Source organism: Alysiella filiformis (assembly GCF_014054525.1).
GTDB classification, from domain to species: Bacteria; Pseudomonadota; Gammaproteobacteria; order Burkholderiales; family Neisseriaceae; genus Simonsiella; species Simonsiella filiformis.
This window is the reverse complement of the sequence record NZ_CP059564.1, coordinates 2,125,066-2,141,178: the sequence shown is the minus strand read 5'-3', so window position 1 is coordinate 2,141,178 and position 16,113 is coordinate 2,125,066. Positions and strand designations below refer to the sequence as shown.

Here is a 16,113-nt window from a genome sequence, read left to right as displayed (position 1 = left end):
TTTTTAATTAAAGTCAAATTATGAAAACCCTAACCCTTTCTTTCATTTGCCAAACCTTAAACTTGGCACAACCCACTGAAAACCTTGAATTTCAGCGCGTGATTACCGACAGCCGCCAAGCCCAAGCTGGCGATTTGTTTGTCGCGCTGATTGGCGAGAACCACGATGCGCACGATTTTGTCCCCCAAGTTTTGGAAAAAGGCGCGTGGGCGTTGGTGTCGCGTGATGATTTGGCAAGCGTTTCAGGCTGCCTGAAAGTGGACAACACCTTGACCGCATTGCAAAAAATTGCCGCAAAATGGCGTGATGAAATCAATCCCTTTGTGTTTGGCATCACGGGTTCAAGCGGCAAAACCACCGTCAAAGAAATGCTGGCGACCATTTTGCGCCACCGTTTTGGCGAAAACGCGGTTTTGGCGACCGCAGGCAATTTCAACAACCACATCGGTTTACCACTTACCCTATTGAATTTACGCGAAAATCATCGTTATGCCGTGATTGAAATGGGCATGAACCATTTTGGCGAATTGGCGGAATTGACCCAAATCGCGCGTCCCAATATCGCTTTGGTAAACAATGCGATGCGGGCGCACATCGGTTGCGGATTTGATGGCGTGGACGACATTGCGCGTGCAAAAAGCGAAATTTATCAAGGATTAAGCCCTGAAAACGGCATGGCTGTGTTGCCAGCCGATGATGTGAATTTGCCGATTTTTCAGGCTGCCTGCACAAATTTGACACAAAAAACCTTTGGTTTGCAGCAAGGCGATGTTCACGCCCAAAATATTGTTTTAAAAGCATTAAGCAGCGAATTTGATTTGGTTTATCAAAATGAAACGGTTCGCGTGGCGTTGCCTGTGGCGGGCAAACACAATATCAGCAATGCTTGCGCGGCAGCGAGTTTAGCGGTGTTGGCTGGCGTGAAATTAAGCGAAGTTGCCGCAGGTTTGGCGCATTTTGCGAACATTAAAGGACGTTTGCAGGCAAAACAGGGCAAGCGCAACAGCACGATTTTGGACGACACCTACAACGCCAACCCCGACAGCATGAAAGCCGCTTTGGACGTGTTGGCGCAGTTGCCCGCGCCGCGCGTGTTTGTGATGGGCGACATGGGCGAATTGGGCGAAGACGAAGCCCCCAAAATGCACGCAGAAATCGGCACTTATGCGCGTGAATTGGGGATTGAACAGGCGTATTTTGTGGGCGATTTTTGTGCTCATGCGGCAGAAGCGTTTGGCGGAAATGGGTTGTGGTTTGCCGATAAAGACCCGTTAATTCAAGTGCTTACTCATGATTTGCCTGAAAATGCGAGTGTGTTGATCAAAGGTTCGCGTTTTATGAAAATGGAAGAAGTGGTGGCGGAATTGCTTGCCTAAAAAAATGAAATTGTGAAATGCACACGAAAACATGGGGTGCGTATCATGCGCCAAATCAAATAGGGTGTTGGATACGCGCCTCATGTTTTTTGTTGTTTCAGGCTGCCTGAAAACCCAATCATTTGAAAATAAGGATAAATAATGAATAGAGAAGAATTAATGGATTTTTTTGAAAAGCACCGTTCCGTGCTGTATGGGGTTTGCCGATGTTGTTTGTGGGATTGGGTTGGCTGGCGCGGTTTTTGTTTGGTTGAGTGCGGCTGTTTTTTGTGCGAAAATGGCACAATGATTGATACTTCACTACATTTTTGAGGAGAACACCATGACCGTGATGACCAGCCGTGAATTTAACCAAAAGACCAGTCTCGCCCAAAAACACGCACAAACCGCACCTGTGATTATTACCAATCGCGGTAAGCCCATGTTTGTGTTGATGAAATACGATGATTATCAGCAAAGCAAACCGTTTCGCAGCGCGTTGGAAGCCTTAACACCTCCGCCAGAAATTGCCGCAGCATTGGCAGAAATTGAATTTGAATTGCAGCCACGCAGCCGCGCGCAACGTCGCCCTGTGGATTTTGGAGAAGATTAAATGTATTTGTTGGATACCAATGTGATTAGTGCCACGCGCCGCCAAACGCAACATAATTTAAATGTTTTCAAATGGTTGAAGACGATTAACGAGCGTGATTTGTACACCAATGCCGTGGTGATGATGGAATTGGAACGTGGTGTGATGGCAATGGAACGCAAAGATGTGCAACAAGGCAGAATTTTGCGAATTTGGTTAGATGAAACCGTAAAACCGACTTTTAGCGGAAAAATTCTGAAAGTTGATGAACATACGGCGACAATCTGCGCCAAACTTCATATTCCCGACCATGCGCCTGAAAATGATGCGTGGATTGCCAGCTCTGCCATTCAGCACAATTTGATTTTGGTTACGCGCAATGTGGCGGATTTTGCGCGGACGGGCGTGAAATTGTTCAATCCCTTTGAATTTCAATCGTAAACATCTTTCAGGCAGCGTGAAATGTTGGGTTTTCAGGCTGCCTGAAACCTTTTTCACACAAAATCGCCCCACAAAGTTTGCATGGCGGCAATGGCTGCCAACGATGCGGTTTCGGTACGCAACACGCGCTTGCCCAGCGTGATGGCTTGGCAGCCTGAATCAAATGCCCATTGTTCTTCTGTTGCCGTCCAGCCGCCTTCGGGTCCGATGAGTAAGCTGATGTTTTGTGGCACAGGGTCGATGTCGCGCAGACTTTTGGCGTGGCGTAAACTCATCAAAATGTGCAAATGCGTTTCTTTTTGCTGCAAATAATCTTTTAAAGAAACAATGGGTAAGACTTCGGGAATGCGATTTCGCCCACATTGTTCACAAGCGGCAATCACGATTTCTTGCCAGCGTTGCACACGCTTGTCGGCGCGTTCGCCAGATAGTTTGACCACGCAGCGTTCGCTGACAATGGGCTGAATGCGGCTCACGCCCAATTCCACGCTTTTTTGTAGGGTAAAATCCATGCGTTCGCCGCTTGAAATGGCTTGCACCAACTGAATATGGAGTGGACTTTCGGCAGATTGTTCTGCCACATCAATGATTTGACATGTGGCTTCGCGTTTGCCCAATTCCTGTAAATGGGCGATGTAGGCGTTGCCGTTGCCGTTGAACAAAACGATGTTTTCGCCCACGCGCAAACGCAAAACCTGTATGTGGCGCACCACGTTTTCAGGCAGCCTGAATGTTTGTTGGGGCGATAAATCTTGGGAAACATAAAATCGGGGCATGGTTTTGTTGAATTAAATGGGTTAATATTGCCCATTTTATCACGCATTGGCTGGGAAAATTTATGATAAATCATGAAAAAATACTTCAATTAAATGAAATAATTGCAACAGTTGCCCAAGCCGAAATCGTACCACGCTTTTTGAATGCCAAAAGCCAAATCAAATCAGACGGCAGTTTGCTTTCCGAAGCCGACCTTGCCATGCAAGCGCAGCTGGCGTTCAGGCTGCCTGAAATCATCAATGCCCCCGTTTTGGGCGAGGAAATGTCGCCCGAACAGCAAAAGCATTTGTGGCAACACAATCAAAGCGGCTTGTGGATTATTGACCCCATAGACGGCACCACCAATTTTTTGAATGGTTTGCCGCATTTTGCGGTGTCGGTGGCGTTTGTGCAGCAGGGCGTGCCGCAACTGGGTGTGATACACAATCCCATTTCCCAAGAAACGTTTTACGCCAGTCAAGGTGGTGGCGCGTTTTTGAATGGGCAAAAATTGCCTTTGCGCCAATCATCACCGCGTTTGCAAGACGCGGTGGCGGGGGTGGAAGTGAAACGTTTGCGTTCGGGCAATTTGTCCACGCGCATACACACGCTATCGCCCATACGCAGCATACGCAGTTTGGGAAGCAGCACTTTGGATTGGTGTTATTTGGCGGCAGGGCGTTATGATGTGTATGTGCATGGCGGGCAGAATTTGTGGGATTATGCCGCAGGCGCGTTGATTTTTACCGAAGCTGGCGGCAAACTCGCCACTTTGGAAGGCGATGATTTTTGGAGTGGCAAACACGTTTTCAAGCGTTCTGCCATTGCCGCGATTCAGCCCGATTTGTTTGAAAAATGGGTAAAGTGGATACGCGAAAATCAGTAAAAAACGTTTTCAGGCAGCCTTTTCATTATCCTACAAAAATGGATTTTGCCTTCGGCGACTTACTTTTTAAAAAAGTAAGCCAAATACCTTAATGTGGAACAGTTTGTGTTTCAAAAAACATTTCAGGCTGAAACTTTTGCAAAACTCAATTCGTAGGGGCAGATTTCATATCTGCCCTTTTTTCAATTTATTGATAACGCGATTTCGGGATAAAAGTGATTGATAAATTTAAGTCACTTTGCTCCCTCTCCCTGTGGGAGAGGGCTGGGGAGAGGGTATGCTGCTCAACAAACCCTCTCTCCAACTCTCTCCCATAGGGAGAGAGGGCAGGTTTGTTGGCAAATTGACAGTGACTTATCCCGAGTTCACGTTTTTGATAAAAATAAAAATTTCTGCAATTCTAAACAGGGCAGAGCCCCTACAAACCGAGTTTTGCAAAAGTTTCAGGCTGCCTGAAAGTACCAAAATACTTTTTTAAAGAATAAAATAGATGTGTATTGGGGTGTTTGGCTTACTTTTCAAAAAGTAATGCGCACACACGGTGGTAGAGCGCAAATAAATGAATTGACCATAAATGGAAAAAAAGGGGCAGATATGAAATCCGCCCCTACGTCAGTTTAAAAAGTGGGTTTTACAAGTTTCAGGCTGCCTGAAAATGGTTTCAACGAATTTTCAGCGTACTCAAACCAATCAACACCAAAATAATCGTGATAATCCAAAAGCGAACAACCACTTGGGTTTCTTTCCAGCCCTTTTGTTCATAATGATGATGAATGGGTGCCATCAGGAAAATGCGTTTTTTGGTGCGTTTGTACCAGCTCACTTGCAACATCACGCTCAACGCCTCCACCACAAACAAGCCGCCCATAATCACCAACACAAATTCTTGACGAATAATCACGGCAACCGTACCCAAAGCCGCACCCAATGCCAACGCGCCCACATCGCCCATAAACACTTGTGCAGGATAAGCATTGAACCACAAAAAGCCCAAACACGCGCCACAAATTGCCGCACAAAAAATCACAACTTCATTCGCGCCAGCCACATAGGGTAATTGCAGGTAGTCGGCAAATTGCGCGTGTCCCGTTGCATAAGCAAAAATCGCCAAACCGCCTGCCACCAACACCACAGGAAACGATGCCAAGCCATCTAAACCATCGGTCAAATTCACGGCATTGGACGTGCCAACAATGGTTAAATACGACAAAACCATAAAGCCCACCACGCCCAAAGGCAATGCCACTTGCTTGAAAAATGGCACAATCAAAATATTATTGGCATTGTTTTGCGCCAAATAAAACAACGCCAAACCTGCCGCCAAAGCCACCGCACTTTGCCACACCATTTTGAATTTTGCCGATACGCCATTGGGGTCTTTGTAAACCACTTTACGCCAATCATCGTAAAAACCCAATGCGCCTGTAAACAGCAACACCAGCAACAACACCCACACATAGGGATTGTCCCATTTTGCCCACAGCAAAGTGGCAATGGTAATGGCGGTTAAAATCAGCGAACCGCCCATGGTGGGGGTGCCGTTTTTAACCAAATGGGTTTGAGGCCCATCGGTGCGTACGGCTTGACCCACTTTCAGCAAAGTCAATTTACGGATTGTCCAAGGACCAAAAAGCAGGCTGAACCCCAACGCCGTTAAAGCTGCCATAACGGTACGAAAAGTGGTGTATTGGAAAACATTGAATATCGTAACGTATTGTTGCAAATATTCTGCTAGGTAAATCAACATATTGCGTTCCTAATTGTGAATCATAAAATGGCTTGGCGTTGCCCAAGCGTTTTCAGGCAGCCTGAACGCCAAAAACAGCGCGAAATTTTAGCATAATTGGGCTTTTCAGGCAGCCTGAAACGCAAATTCCACCGCTTTTTGAATGTGAATGTCGGTGGTGTCAAACAAGGTCAAATCCATATCTTCTTGATTAACCAGCAAACCGATTTCGGTACAACCCAAAATCACGCCCTGTGCGCCTTGTTTTGCCAAATCCGCCATCGTGTTCAGATAAAATTGTTTGCTGGATGCGTGGATTTTGCCCACACACAATTCTTCAAAAATAATGCGGTGGATTTCCGCTTGCGTTTCATCATTGGGAACAAGGGCTTGTATGCCACGCACTGCCAATCCGCCACGGTAAAAATCATCTTGCATGGTAAAGCGCGTGCCGAGCAAACCCACGGTGTGCATTTGATTTTGTTGAATGTTTTCCGCGACCGCGTCCAAAATGTGCAAAAAGGGTACATCAATATTTTGTTCAATTAAATCAGCCACTTTGTGCATGGTATTGGTTGCCAACACAATCGCGTCTGCCCCTGCGTTTTGCAGATTTTTTGCCGATTGCGCCAAAATTGCGCCTGCGCCTTGCCAATCGCCCGATTTTTGCTTTTGGACAATTTCTTCAAATTCAAGGCTTTGTAAGATGATTTTCGCGCTGTGGTTGCCGCCCAAACGCGCATTGACCAAACGGTTGATTTGCGTGTAATAAATCGCGGTGCTTTCGGGCGACATGCCACCGATAATGCCGATTGTTTTCATGTGCTTATCCTTAAAACCTGTGTTCATCATCTTAATAGCTTGTTTTTATTGCTACTTCACGCAAACCCAAATCTATGCGTTCAAATTCAATATCCAAACCATCATCACAAGCCAATTTTTCCGCCAAAGTATTTTGTGTTGTGGCATAACTGTGTGGATTCACATTCACAGGTAAAACCCGCGTTCGCGCAATTTCTGCCAACAGCAAATTGAACATTTTGGCAGGCGTTAAGCCATGACTTTTGATGACGTCAAAGGCTTGTTTTTTAATGTTTTCATCAGCAAGGAAATGAATATGGCTGTAACTCATTTGATGACTCCTTTGTCTTGATTGAATTGTAAAGGGTATTTTATGGATTTTCAGGCTGCCTGAAACAGAAAAATCAACGCTTATTCAATTTTTTGGACAACACATTACCCAAAGTTTGCATGGCAACCACCAATACCGTCAAAATCGCCACCACCGCCGCCATCACATCGGGCATATAACGCTGGTGTCCGTAACGTATCCCCAAATCGCCAATGCCGCCGCCGCCAATCAAGCCAGCCGCCGCGCTTTCGCCCAAAATCGCAATCATCAAAATGGTAACGCTCAACACCAAGCCCGAACGTGCCTCGCTCAATAACACTTTGAAAATAATGGTTTTGCGTGATGCACCCATGGCTTGCGCCGCCTCAATCACGCCTTTGGGGACTTCGTTGAGATTTTGTTCCACCAAACGCGCAAAATAAAAACTTGCCGCCACGCTCAACGACACGCAAGCCGCGCCCCAACCAAATGATGTGCCGACTATCAGGCGTGTGAGCGGCATCAGCACTATCATCAAAATCACAAACGGAAACGCGCGCATAAAACTGACCAGCCAGCTTAACACGCCATTTAATTTTGTGTTTTCAAAGATTTGTCCGCGCCCAGTCGTGAACAGCCACACGCCCAGCAGTCCGCCCAAAACCACGCTCACGCTGGCGGACACGCCCACCATTAACAAGGTTTCCAACAGGGCTTTTTGAAATTCGGGGAGTAATTTGATGATGTTTTCTAAATTCATGATTATTTTTAAAATAGTGGGTTAAAAAAGGGGTTCAGGCTGCCTGAAAAATCAATCATAAAATTCAGCAGGAACATCATGATTGAGTTGCTTAAAAATGCTTGTATTAAATTGCAAAGTTTTGGGTTTGCAAACCACGTCCGAGACTTTGCCCATGCTGTTTCGCAGCCATAAGCCAGATTTTTGCTGACCAATCATATAGGGACTAAATAAAACTGTACCGTTTGTCAGAAAAATATCAATGGTTTCAATATTTTCGCCATTGTCCGCAATCACGCGTGTGCTTGTGCCATAAACTTCGCCAATTGGTACAGAAAAACGCCATTCAGGCTGCCTGAAATTTTTGCCAAATTGATAATGAATGCGGTCATTTTGTTTACTTAATTGAATGATTTTATTGTTTTTTGTTTTACAAGCAAACAAAATCTGCCTTTCCGATTTGGCATAAGCAAAACCATTTAGCAATACCAAAAAACACATCAAAATCCGTTTTTTCATCGTCAAAAACCCTTTCAGGCTGCCTGAAAATTTATTTTAATTCACGCAATTCACGCACAATATTTTGCATTTGTTTCAATCGTGCCGCGTAACGTTCATGTTTGCACGCCAACAAACCCAATCCAGAGCCTGCACCTTGTGCCATTGCGCTGGGCGTATTTTCAAATTCACAATCTTTTTCAATGAATTGCAACCACAATTTTTGTGATTGTTCAAAACTTTTGTGCGCGTTCATGCGTGTTCAGTTTGACCAATTCGCGGTAAGTGGCGTTCATTTTCGGTTTGATTTTGGCGATTTCACGTTCATGGCAATCTATGTCTTCGTAAACATTGCCTTTTTCGCAAACGGCTTGCGCCAACAAGGGCAAACACAACATCATTAAAAATAAAGATTTTTTCATCAAAATCACCTTTCAGGCTGCCTGAAAAATATTTGGCTCAATATTCTATGTCTTTCAAAACATAATTTTTCGGCTCAATGTATTTGCCTGATTTGGCGTCAAAATTCATGCGGTAAACCTGTTGGCGGTATTTTTTCTGCCCCACATGACCGTCTACCGTGATTTGAATGGGGTAAAAACCGCCGCTTGGCGTTTGGTCGCGCAAGATTTTGATTTTGCTGTCCAAACTTTGCAAGGTGTTTTTCACGCAATCTTTTTGGTTTTTCGGTTCGTCTTCGTAAATTTCGCATTTGTCGCCATAATAGCCGTAATTGCTGTGGCTTTCGCCCAGCCAGCTTACGCCGATTTTGCGCCCGCCATTGTGGTGGAACAGCACATAATGGCTGCCTGAAACGCCTTGATGAACATCGCCGTGCGTGGTCAAAAAGCCCCATTTGTCTTTGCCAAATTCGTGGAACGTCCATTTTTCGGGCGCAACGCCAAATGAACCCACGCTTTCACGCGGTGCGCTGGCGAGCAATGCCCAATCATTGCCCGATTGGTGTTTCAACACAAAAAATCCCGCCAAACCTGTAAACACGTGTGCGCTGTCTTCGCGATTTTCAGTAAAATCAAAGCGGTCGCCTTTGTACAATAAATACATCAGCTTACCTTGTGCGGTATCGCGGATTTCGCGCTTGTGTTGGCGCATGCAATAATCGCCCGCATCGCCATCTTGCACTTGATGACATTGATTTTGTTGCGAATATTTGGGATAGATTTTTTGGATAATTTGTTCGGGTGTTTGCGCGAAAACATTGCCACTTAAAAACAGTAAGCTGAATAATAAGGTTTTTTTCATGATTTTCTCCGTTTTAGGCTGCCTGAAACTTTATTTTTGCAATTTTTTCAATAAATGGGATTTACTTTCCAGCCATTCGCTTGCCAATAGACTGTACATCACGGTATCGCGGATTGTGCCGTCTTTGCGAAGTTGGAAACCGCGCAATATGCCGTCTTTTTTTGCGCCCAAGCGTTCAATCGCGGCTTGCGAGCGTGTGTTGATGATGTCGGTGCGCCAGCCAATAACGTGGCAAGCCAATGTTTCAAAAGCATAATTCATCAACAAAAATTTGCACGTTGTGTTGATGTGGGTGCGTTGTGCGCTTTGGGCGTACCAAGTGTAGCCGATTTCCACGCGCGGCACTTGTGGGTTGATTTCGTAAAAACTGCTTGTGCCGACCACTTTTTCATTGCTTTCGTCAATCACGGCAAAGGGATAGCGTGTGTTGATGGCTTCTTGAATGTAGTCTGCCACTTCATGCGGTGCAGGGGCGGTTGTATAGGGCAAACGCCACAATTCGCCATCGCAAACGGCTTGGTGCAAACCCGTTTCATGTGCCAATGTGAGTGGTTCCAGGCGGACATGATTGTGTTTTAAAATCAAATCTTGGGGAATGAAATTCATGGGGTTTGCTTTCTTTCAGGCTGCCTGAAAAATCAGTTTGTGGCTTCAAAAACCATGGTGCTGCCTTTGTCATCTTGCAAAATCAAGCGATTGTTTTCCAAACGATAATGTGTGGCTGCCTGAATCTGCTTGGCAAACGCCATTTCCAATTTTGCCACATCGGGGCAGTGCATGCGCGTCATTGCCACGCCTTGCACTTGCCAAAGATTGGGGGCGTTGGTGGCTGCCTGAAAATTCATGCCATTGCAACCCACCGTGGCATAAGCGCGTGGTAATTGGCGCAAATCCAAAATGCTTTGTGTCAATTCTTTGGGTTGAAAGGTTTGAAATTGAATCAATTTCCATTGTTGTTGTAAATGGGTTGGTGGAGTGCTGGTGTGGCTTGTTGTGGTGGCGGCTGGATTGGGGGCGGTGCAGGCAGCCACAGCCGCCAAAGCCATTGCAGATAAAATGGGTTTCATCATGATTTGATTGCCTTATTTGGTTTTTCAGGCAGCCCAAATGCGCGTTCAGGCTGCCTGAATTTTGTTTTAAATCCAATTATTGCGCTGCCGATGCCGATGACGCTGCCACAGCAGAGGCTTCCGCTTTTGCGCCACTGGCGGCATTTTCGCCCCAAGCGGCAGGGAATTTGTAGCCCGCAAATTTGGCTTTGGCATACGATTTAAATTCATCGGAATTGTAGGCATCGGTAATGTCTTTGACCCACGCGCTGTCTTTGTCGGCGGTGCGCACGGCAGACCAGTTCACATAGGCAAAGCTGGGTTCTTGAAACAGGGTTTCGGTCAATTTCATGCCAGAAGACATGGCGTAGTTGCCATTGACAATCGCAAAATCAACGTCTTGGCGTGAACGGGGCAAGTTTGCCGCTTCCATTTCCACTAATTTGATTTTTTTGATGTTGTCGCCAATGTCGCTCACGGCGGCTTTGAGTGGGTCAATGCCGTCTTTCAGTTTAATCCAGCCCAATTCGTCCAACATCACCAAGGCGCGCGCCAAATTAGATGGGTCGTTGGGAATGGATACGCTGCTGCCTTCTTTCACGTCTTCCAATTTTGCCAATTTGCCAGCGTACAAGCCCAAAGGCGCGGTTGGCACTTGGAACACTTCCACCAAATCCAATTTGTGTTCGGTTTTAAAGCCGTCTAAATAAGGTTTGTGTTGGAAGATGTTGATGTCAATGTTGTTTTCTGCCAAAGCCTTGTTGGGGGTAACGTAGTCGGGGAATTCGGTCAGCGTGACTTTGTAGCCTTTTTTCTCCAACATGGGTTGAATTTGTTCTTTAACCATGTCGCCAAAATCACCAGGGGTGGTGCCAAAACGGATTTCGGCTTTTGCCACCACAGGTGCTGCCGCGCCAGATGCGGCATTGGCTGGTGGGGTTGGATTTTGCTGCTGTCCACCGCAAGCCGACAATGCCAAGGCAATCACGCCCGCCAATGATAATTGAAATGCTTGATTCATAAAAAACTCCAAAAAATGATACAAAATGCTTTTCAGGCAGCCTGAAACGCATGATTATAGCAAATTCCCATATTAATTAAATGATTTGGCAAAAGCAGCCTGAAACCTTTGCAAAACCCACTTTTGAGCTGGCGTAGGGGCGGATTTGATATCTGCCCTTTTTTAATTTATTGATAACGCGAGTTCGGGATAAAAGTGATTGATAAATTTAAGTAACTTGGCTCCCTCTCCCTGTGGGAGAGGGCTGGGGAGAGGGTATGCTGCTCAACAAGCCCTCTCTCCAACTCTCTCCCATAGGGAGAGAGGGCAGGTTTGTTGGCAAATTGACAGTTACTTATCCCGAGTTCACGTTATTGATAAAATAAAAATTTCTGCAATTCTAAACAGGGTGGATATGAAATCTACCCCTACAAACCGAGTTTTGCAAAAGTTTCAGCCTGAAAATCGCTTTAACAAATGTAAAATACATTTAACAAATGGGGGGCGATGTGGCACAATAGCCCCGATTTTTTTCTTATCATCTCTTTATGTTTACGGAGCAGCAATCATGTCCATCAAAAAAGTCATTCAAATGATTGAAGACAACGATGTGCGTTTTGTGGATTTGCGTTTTACCGACACAAAAGGCAAACAACATCACTTTACCATTCCAGCGCGTGTTGTGCTGGACGACCCCGAAGAATGGTTTGAAAACGGTCAAGCCTTTGACGGTTCGTCTATTGGCGGTTGGAAAGGCATTCAAGCATCGGATATGCAAATGCGCCCCGACCCCGACACCGCCTACATTGACCCATTTTACGATGACGCAACTTTGGTCATGACCTGCGATGTGATTGACCCTGCCGAAGGCAAAGGCTACGACCGCGACCCACGTTCCATCGCCAAACGTGCCGAAGCGTATTTGAAATCGTCTGGCATTGGCGACACGGCATTTTTTGGTCCTGAACCCGAGTTTTTCGTGTTTGATGGCATTGAATTTGAAACGCACATGCACAAAGCGCGTTTTGAAATCACTTCCGAATCAGCAGCTTGGTCTAGCGGCAAACATTATGATGGGCAAAATACGGGTCATCGTTCGGTGGTCAAAGGTGGCTACGCGCCTGTTGCGCCGATTGACCAAGGGCAGGATTTGCGCTCGGCTATGGTTCGCATTTTGGAAGAAATTGGCGTGCCTGTGGAAGTGCATCATCAGGAAGTGGGTACAGGCAGCCAAATGGAAATTGGCACCAAATTCAGCACTTTGGTTAAACGCGCCGACTGGACGCAAGACCAAAAATATGTGATTTGGAATGTGGCACACAATTTCGGCAAAACCGCCACCTTTATGCCCAAACCGCTTATGGGCGACAACGGTAGTGGTATGCACGTTCATCAATCCATTTGGAAAGACGGCAAAAACCTGTTTGCTGGCGATGGCTATGCGGGGCTGTCTGAAACGGCATTGTATTACATTGGCGGCATCATCAAACACGCCAAAGCCTTGAACGCGATTACCAACCCTGCCACCAATTCCTACAAACGCCTTGTGCCGCATTTTGAAGCCCCTGTGAAATTGGCGTATTCGGCAAAAAACCGTTCCGCGTCCATTCGCATTCCGTCTGTAAGCAGCCCCAAGGCGGTACGCATTGAAGCGCGTTTCCCCGACCCAGCCGCCAATCCGTATTTGTGCTTTGCGGCATTGCTGATGGCTGGCTTGGACGGCATTCAAAACAAAATCCACCCTGGCGACCCTGCCACCAAAAATTTGTACGATTTGCCACCCGAAGAAGATGCCCAAGTGCCAACCGTGTGCGCGTCTTTGGAAGAAGCCTTGCAAGCCTTGCGCGAAGACCACGAATTTTTGACGCGCGGTGGCGTGTTCAGCAAAGATTGGATTGACAGCTACATCGCATTCAAAGAAGAAGACGTGCGCCGCATGCAAATGGCACCGCATCCTTTGGAATTTGAAATGTACTATTCTTTGTAATAACGTGAATTTTGGATAAGTTCCTTTGAATGCACCAACACACTGGCTCTCTCTCCCTGTGGGAAAGCGTTGGAGAGAGGGCTTGTTGACGGAGAACCCTCTCCCTAACCCTCTCTCACAGGAGAGGGGATTGGGTTGCTTAACAAATCAATGACTTCCATTCTAAACTCGCGTTAATATTTTGAATTGACGGAAGAAACCACTTTTCAGGCAGCCTGAAAAGTGGTTTTAGGGCTTTCAGGCTGCCTGAAAACCTGTGTTTCTCATCTTAATGGCAAAATCATGATTATTTTAGACAATGTTTCCAAACAATACCAAAACCGCGACAAAACGCGCTTTACCGCCGTAGAACCAACCAGCTTAACCATAGAACAAGGCGAAATTTTCGGTTTGATGGGCTATTCGGGCGCGGGCAAATCCACATTATTGCGCCTTATCAATCTGTTGGAACGCCCCGATACAGGCAAAGTTTGGGTCAATAATCAAGACCTGACCGCCATGAACGAAGCCCAATTACGCCAAGCACGCCAACACATCGGCATGGTGTTTCAACAATTCAATTTATTGAGCAACCGAACCGTTGCCGAAAACGTGGCATTTCCATTGGAAATTGCAGGCTGGCAGCCTGAAAAAATCGCACCGCGTGTGGCAGAATGCTTGGAAATTGTGGATTTGAGCGAAAGAGCAGGGCATTATCCCGCACAGTTGTCGGGCGGACAAAAACAACGTGTCGGCATAGCCCGTGCGCTTGCGCCCCAGCCCAGCGTGATTTTGGCAGACGAACCCACTTCCGCGCTGGACCCGATTACCACACGCAGCGTGTTAGCCTGCCTGAAAGACATCAACGAACGTTTTCAAGTAACCATTGTGATTGTTACCCACGAAATGAGCGTGATTCGCAAATTGTGTCATCGCACCGCCTTGTTGCATCAAGGCAAATTGCTGGAAGTGGCAGAAGTGAAAAACGGCGAAATTTTGGCGCAATCCGAAATCGGGCAAGAATTGTTAAGAGATGATTGAATGGTTCAGGCAGCTTGTTTGCCATTCATGCAAGAAAAGCTGCCCAAATCATGATTCAGAAGTTGTAACCCGCTTTCACCCAAACACGCGGATTTTTGTTTTGACTAAAACGCGCCTTACTGCCTTGCCACGCTACTTTACCTTGTAAAGACAAGCCTTTGTATTGGCTGTATACGCCCACACCGCCACCGTGCAATTTTGCCGAATTTTCGCCATCGGTAAACGGTTTTTGGCGCAATTTGCCACGACCCACATCATAAAACGCGCCCAAAGCAAAAGCAGGGGAAAACGCATAACGCCCTTCAAATTGCGCGACTAATGCCGAATCTGCCGAAACATTGTTGCTGTGGTATGCCGCCACGCTGTCTGAACCGCCCAAACTCATTTGTTCTGCCGAATCCAGATTTTTGTTTGCCCATTGCCCGTTCAGGCTACCTGTTAAGCTGAATTTGGGCGTGATGAATTGTGTGCGCGACACCGCAGCCGTGCCTTTGTAATAATTGCCATCGGTTTTTGCCGAAACACGGTCTATTGCCAAAGCGTCAGCACTTTTGATGTCCAAATGCCCCAAAGTGTGGTTCATACCCAGTTGGGTGTAGCCCGAATCATCTTGCAAAGTTGCATTAATCCCCACATTGGCGGAACGCAGGCTTTTGCGAGTCAGGGTTTGGGTTGCACCCACTTCGTCTTTTAATTTGCGGTTTTCCGCGCCCAAGTTCAACCAAACATTGTTTTGATTGCTGCGGACAATCGGATAACGCAACGCCAAATCCAGCGTATTGGATTGACCCGTTGCGTCCAAATCTTTGAATGCACCGCCCAAATCATAGCGCGTTTGCGCCACGCCCAAGCTGGCGGTTAAGCCATCGCTGCCCAAAGGCACATCCGCGCCCAAACGCGCAAAATGCACACCTTTAAAGCTGCTCATACCCTGAACAGAAAGGCGTTCGCCATGACCAAATGGGCTGTTGAAATTCACACCAGCGCGGGTGCGAACCGTGCCTGTGGATTTTGAGCCATGATTGTCCACCTGCACAAAACCATCAATCAATGGGGCTTTGCCCAAATCCACCGCAACCGCCATGCCCTGCTCAATGGGTTGCAAACGGTAGCCGACTTCTTCGGTGCCAGCCAAATCTTTCAATAAAAGCAAAGCGCGTTCGCTGTCAGCCTGTTTTAAGGCTTGATTGGGCTTGATGCCACGATTCAAATGGTTTTGCACCACCGTATTGTTTACGCGAGATTGGTTGTTCAATTCCACGCCAGCCGTGCGCCCTTCTACGATTTCCAGCGTAATCACGCCATTTTCAATGCGTTGGGGTGGCACAAGGGCTGTGGCAAGCGGATAACCTGCTTTATGGTAAACATCGGCAATATTTTGCGCCAAAATTTGCAATCCGCCAAAGGTGGTTTCTTTGCCAATATATTGATTTAACAGGGGTTGAAATTGACTTTCGTCCAGTAAAGTGCGTCCATTTAAGATGATTTGTTGGACGGCAATGGGCGTGCGGTCTTGGCTGGCTGAAATGGGCGCGTGAACTGTGGGCGTGGCAATTTGCCCTTGAATGGGCGCAAGTTGGGTTTCAGCTTCGCGTGAAATGGAGCCAGCATTGGGGATTTCAGCCAGTACGAATGCGGGCATATATACCAAGGCTGCTAGATAAAGTGTTTTTTTCATATTTTTAAACCT

Annotated in this window: 19 protein-coding genes; 6 read left to right on the top strand and 13 right to left on the bottom strand. The window is 46.6% G+C overall.

From position 1 onward, the window contains the following. Positions 1 to 20: 20 nt before the first annotated feature. The 3 genes from H3L97_RS10550 to H3L97_RS10540 all read left to right on the top strand — a co-directional run bounded on the left by H3L97_RS10550 (position 21) and on the right by H3L97_RS10540 (position 2,388). A complete protein-coding gene (locus H3L97_RS10550) occupies positions 21 to 1,376 on the top strand; it encodes a UDP-N-acetylmuramoyl-tripeptide--D-alanyl-D-alanine ligase (protein WP_097113320.1) in 1,356 nt (451 codons plus the stop codon). A gap of 322 nt (positions 1,377 to 1,698) precedes the next feature. Continuing rightward, on the top strand, positions 1,699 to 1,968 hold the full coding sequence (locus tag H3L97_RS10545) for a type II toxin-antitoxin system prevent-host-death family antitoxin (protein WP_097113321.1): 270 nt from the start codon (positions 1,699 to 1,701) through the stop codon (positions 1,966 to 1,968). After that, positions 1,969 to 2,388 carry a type II toxin-antitoxin system VapC family toxin gene (locus H3L97_RS10540; RefSeq protein WP_097113322.1) on the top strand — a complete coding sequence of 140 codons (420 nt, stop codon included), beginning with the start codon at positions 1,969 to 1,971 and terminating at the stop codon, positions 2,386 to 2,388. Between the two features lie 53 nt (positions 2,389 to 2,441). On the opposite strand, the gene H3L97_RS10535 is transcribed toward H3L97_RS10540, so the two are convergent. Next, the gene (locus H3L97_RS10535) at positions 2,442 to 3,164 is read right to left on the bottom strand and encodes a 16S rRNA (uracil(1498)-N(3))-methyltransferase (protein WP_097113323.1); all 723 of its coding nucleotides are present in this window, start codon (positions 3,162 to 3,164) and stop codon (positions 2,442 to 2,444) included. Between the two features lie 62 nt (positions 3,165 to 3,226). Here H3L97_RS10535 and H3L97_RS10530 point away from each other — a divergent pair, with 62 nt between their 5' ends. Beyond that, positions 3,227 to 4,030: an inositol monophosphatase family protein gene (locus H3L97_RS10530; protein WP_097113324.1), complete on the top strand. Its 804-nt coding sequence runs from the start codon at positions 3,227 to 3,229 to the stop codon at positions 4,028 to 4,030. A 661-nt stretch (positions 4,031 to 4,691) separates the two neighbouring features. Here the strand turns inward: H3L97_RS10530 and mraY are convergent. The 11 genes from mraY to H3L97_RS10475 form a co-directional block, all read right to left on the bottom strand. Continuing rightward, entirely contained in the window at positions 4,692 to 5,777 is a 1,086-nt protein-coding gene (mraY, locus tag H3L97_RS10525) for a phospho-N-acetylmuramoyl-pentapeptide-transferase (RefSeq protein WP_097113326.1), read from the bottom strand. Between the two features lie 105 nt (positions 5,778 to 5,882). Continuing rightward, positions 5,883 to 6,578, bottom strand: a complete 696-nt coding sequence (locus H3L97_RS10520; RefSeq protein WP_097113327.1) for an aspartate/glutamate racemase family protein — start codon at positions 6,576 to 6,578, stop codon at positions 5,883 to 5,885. 31 nt (positions 6,579 to 6,609) lie between these two features. Beyond that, entirely contained in the window at positions 6,610 to 6,888 is a 279-nt protein-coding gene (locus H3L97_RS10515; RefSeq protein ID WP_097113328.1) for a type II toxin-antitoxin system RelB/DinJ family antitoxin, read from the bottom strand. 73 nt (positions 6,889 to 6,961) lie between these two features. Continuing rightward, positions 6,962 to 7,627 carry a methionine ABC transporter permease gene (locus H3L97_RS10510; RefSeq protein ID WP_034295050.1) on the bottom strand — a complete coding sequence of 222 codons (666 nt, stop codon included), beginning with the start codon at positions 7,625 to 7,627 and terminating at the stop codon, positions 6,962 to 6,964. A gap of 51 nt (positions 7,628 to 7,678) precedes the next feature. Beyond that, a complete protein-coding gene (locus H3L97_RS10505; RefSeq protein WP_097113329.1) occupies positions 7,679 to 8,125 on the bottom strand; it encodes a hypothetical protein in 447 nt (148 codons plus the stop codon). Positions 8,126 to 8,156: 31 nt separating this feature from the next. Further along, positions 8,157 to 8,360, bottom strand: a complete 204-nt coding sequence (locus H3L97_RS10500) for a lysozyme inhibitor LprI family protein (protein WP_097113330.1) — start codon at positions 8,358 to 8,360, stop codon at positions 8,157 to 8,159. After that, positions 8,338 to 8,526 (bottom strand): lysozyme inhibitor LprI family protein, encoded by a 189-nt coding sequence (locus tag H3L97_RS10495; RefSeq protein WP_143269085.1) that lies wholly within the window; start codon positions 8,524 to 8,526, stop codon positions 8,338 to 8,340. The genes H3L97_RS10500 and H3L97_RS10495 overlap by 23 nt, the downstream gene beginning before the upstream one ends. A 37-nt stretch (positions 8,527 to 8,563) precedes the next feature. After that, the gene (locus tag H3L97_RS10490) at positions 8,564 to 9,367 is read right to left on the bottom strand and encodes a hypothetical protein (RefSeq protein WP_097113332.1); all 804 of its coding nucleotides are present in this window, start codon (positions 9,365 to 9,367) and stop codon (positions 8,564 to 8,566) included. Between the two features lie 30 nt (positions 9,368 to 9,397). Then, positions 9,398 to 9,973 (bottom strand): GNAT family N-acetyltransferase, encoded by a 576-nt coding sequence (locus H3L97_RS10485; protein ID WP_097113333.1) that lies wholly within the window; start codon positions 9,971 to 9,973, stop codon positions 9,398 to 9,400. Positions 9,974 to 10,005: 32 nt separating this feature from the next. Then, the gene (locus H3L97_RS10480; RefSeq protein ID WP_097113334.1) at positions 10,006 to 10,437 is read right to left on the bottom strand and encodes an META domain-containing protein; all 432 of its coding nucleotides are present in this window, start codon (positions 10,435 to 10,437) and stop codon (positions 10,006 to 10,008) included. A gap of 76 nt (positions 10,438 to 10,513) precedes the next feature. Beyond that, on the bottom strand, positions 10,514 to 11,437 hold the full coding sequence (locus tag H3L97_RS10475; RefSeq protein WP_097113335.1) for a MetQ/NlpA family ABC transporter substrate-binding protein: 924 nt from the start codon (positions 11,435 to 11,437) through the stop codon (positions 10,514 to 10,516). A 547-nt stretch (positions 11,438 to 11,984) separates the two neighbouring features. On the opposite strand from H3L97_RS10475, the gene glnA reads away from it, so the two are divergent. Together glnA and H3L97_RS10465 are read left to right on the top strand one after the other, a co-directional pair. Beyond that, positions 11,985 to 13,403 (top strand): type I glutamate--ammonia ligase, encoded by a 1,419-nt coding sequence (glnA, locus tag H3L97_RS10470; RefSeq protein ID WP_097113336.1) that lies wholly within the window; start codon positions 11,985 to 11,987, stop codon positions 13,401 to 13,403. Between the two features lie 282 nt (positions 13,404 to 13,685). Continuing rightward, positions 13,686 to 14,423: a methionine ABC transporter ATP-binding protein gene (locus tag H3L97_RS10465; protein WP_097113337.1), complete on the top strand. Its 738-nt coding sequence runs from the start codon at positions 13,686 to 13,688 to the stop codon at positions 14,421 to 14,423. Between the two features lie 55 nt (positions 14,424 to 14,478). Here the strand turns inward: H3L97_RS10465 and H3L97_RS10460 are convergent, their stop codons facing one another. After that, on the bottom strand, positions 14,479 to 16,101 hold the full coding sequence (locus tag H3L97_RS10460) for a ShlB/FhaC/HecB family hemolysin secretion/activation protein (protein WP_179655760.1): 1,623 nt from the start codon (positions 16,099 to 16,101) through the stop codon (positions 14,479 to 14,481). Between the last annotated feature and the right edge of the window lie 12 nt (positions 16,102 to 16,113).

What these genes read in the sequence shown, in the direction of transcription:
- H3L97_RS10495 (WP_143269085.1), bottom strand. Translation starts at nt 8,526, where the DNA reads ATGAAAAAATCTTTATTTTTAATGATGTTGTGTTTGCCCTTGTTGGCG.
- H3L97_RS10515 (WP_097113328.1), bottom strand. Translation starts at nt 6,888, where the DNA reads ATGAGTTACAGCCATATTCATTTCCTTGCTGATGAAAACATTAAAAAA.
- H3L97_RS10465 (WP_097113337.1), top strand. Translation starts at nt 13,686, where the DNA reads ATGATTATTTTAGACAATGTTTCCAAACAATACCAAAACCGCGACAAA.
- H3L97_RS10530 (WP_097113324.1), top strand. Translation starts at nt 3,227, where the DNA reads ATGATAAATCATGAAAAAATACTTCAATTAAATGAAATAATTGCAACA.
- mraY (WP_097113326.1), bottom strand. Translation starts at nt 5,777, where the DNA reads ATGTTGATTTACCTAGCAGAATATTTGCAACAATACGTTACGATATTC.
- H3L97_RS10485 (WP_097113333.1), bottom strand. Translation starts at nt 9,973, where the DNA reads ATGAATTTCATTCCCCAAGATTTGATTTTAAAACACAATCATGTCCGC.
- H3L97_RS10460 (WP_179655760.1), bottom strand. Translation starts at nt 16,101, where the DNA reads ATGAAAAAAACACTTTATCTAGCAGCCTTGGTATATATGCCCGCATTC.
- H3L97_RS10540 (WP_097113322.1), top strand. Translation starts at nt 1,969, where the DNA reads ATGTATTTGTTGGATACCAATGTGATTAGTGCCACGCGCCGCCAAACG.
- H3L97_RS10550 (WP_097113320.1), top strand. Translation starts at nt 21, where the DNA reads ATGAAAACCCTAACCCTTTCTTTCATTTGCCAAACCTTAAACTTGGCA.
- H3L97_RS10500 (WP_097113330.1), bottom strand. Translation starts at nt 8,360, where the DNA reads ATGAACGCGCACAAAAGTTTTGAACAATCACAAAAATTGTGGTTGCAA.
- H3L97_RS10490 (WP_097113332.1), bottom strand. Translation starts at nt 9,367, where the DNA reads ATGAAAAAAACCTTATTATTCAGCTTACTGTTTTTAAGTGGCAATGTT.
- H3L97_RS10535 (WP_097113323.1), bottom strand. Translation starts at nt 3,164, where the DNA reads ATGCCCCGATTTTATGTTTCCCAAGATTTATCGCCCCAACAAACATTC.
- H3L97_RS10545 (WP_097113321.1), top strand. Translation starts at nt 1,699, where the DNA reads ATGACCGTGATGACCAGCCGTGAATTTAACCAAAAGACCAGTCTCGCC.
- H3L97_RS10475 (WP_097113335.1), bottom strand. Translation starts at nt 11,437, where the DNA reads ATGAATCAAGCATTTCAATTATCATTGGCGGGCGTGATTGCCTTGGCA.
- H3L97_RS10480 (WP_097113334.1), bottom strand. Translation starts at nt 10,437, where the DNA reads ATGATGAAACCCATTTTATCTGCAATGGCTTTGGCGGCTGTGGCTGCC.
- H3L97_RS10520 (WP_097113327.1), bottom strand. Translation starts at nt 6,578, where the DNA reads ATGAAAACAATCGGCATTATCGGTGGCATGTCGCCCGAAAGCACCGCG.
- glnA (WP_097113336.1), top strand. Translation starts at nt 11,985, where the DNA reads ATGTCCATCAAAAAAGTCATTCAAATGATTGAAGACAACGATGTGCGT.
- H3L97_RS10505 (WP_097113329.1), bottom strand. Translation starts at nt 8,125, where the DNA reads ATGAAAAAACGGATTTTGATGTGTTTTTTGGTATTGCTAAATGGTTTT.
- H3L97_RS10510 (WP_034295050.1), bottom strand. Translation starts at nt 7,627, where the DNA reads ATGAATTTAGAAAACATCATCAAATTACTCCCCGAATTTCAAAAAGCC.